General features: G+C 76.3%; 1 pseudogene and 1 riboswitch. The pseudogene reads right to left on the reverse strand.

What is annotated here, in order from left to right:
• Positions 1 to 172 precede the first annotated feature (172 nt).
• A riboswitch (cobalamin riboswitch) is annotated at positions 173 to 268 on the reverse strand.
• Between the two features lie 250 nt (positions 269 to 518).
• Positions 519 to 816: pseudogene (locus C7C46_RS35020) on the reverse strand (hypothetical protein); the annotation flags it as partial.

Below are 816 nucleotides of genomic sequence, written 5' to 3' on the forward strand. Positions count from 1 at the left end.
CCAGGTCGGGCAGGTCGGCGGGGGTCAGCCGGGCCGGGTTGCCGAGCCGGTAGCCGACCGGCCCGGTGGCGGCGCGGGCCGAGAGCAGGTCGGTGTCGGAGGTGGAGAGCAGCAGGATCATGCGGCGGCCTTCCTCGGGGTCCGCGCCCCGGGCTGGAGGGGAGGACGGCAGGAGTTCCTGGCTCCCACGGCGAGCTGAGCCGTGGTCACAGTGGCGGGACCGCACCGGTGTCGCACCGGTTTCCTCCCCTGACGCCGTCTCTGGCGTGGGCGCACCTGTCGGCCCGCCCGGCGGTCATCCTAGCTGGCACCGGCCGCGAGCCCGCCGGGCCGAGCGGACCAGCCGCTGCCACAGTGATCGCCGACCGTCGAGGCCACCGGCTGCCCGGTCGGACCGTCCGCCCAGGCGCCGTCCAGCCGTTTCGCCGTGCGCGGCCGACCGCACCACGCCCGGCGTCGGCGAACTGATCGGGCACCAGCCCCCTTCGCGGTTCGCTCGACGGCGTCGGGCTGCCGGGTCATGCGGTCGCGGCCTGGCGCACCCGCTCGCGCCATCCGATGCGATCCGGGGGCGGGAGTTCGGTCGCGGCCACCACCGGTTCACGGCAGCTCCGGCAACGGTGCTCACCGCTCGCGGACCGGAACGGCCGCTCGCACTCCGCGCACGTGGTCGGCTCGGCCGTCACCCGTTCCGGTGGCATCTTCTCCACCAGGCGGTGCCGGAGCAGTGCGGCTGCGCACTTCACCGGCTGCGGCAGGCCGGCGGCCAGTGCGTGCCGCAGCCCGGCCGGGCTGACGCCCCGGGCCAGCCACTCG

This window comes from Streptomyces tateyamensis (genome assembly GCF_003205575.1).
Taxonomy (GTDB): Bacteria; Actinomycetota; Actinomycetes; order Streptomycetales; family Streptomycetaceae; genus Kitasatospora; species Kitasatospora tateyamensis.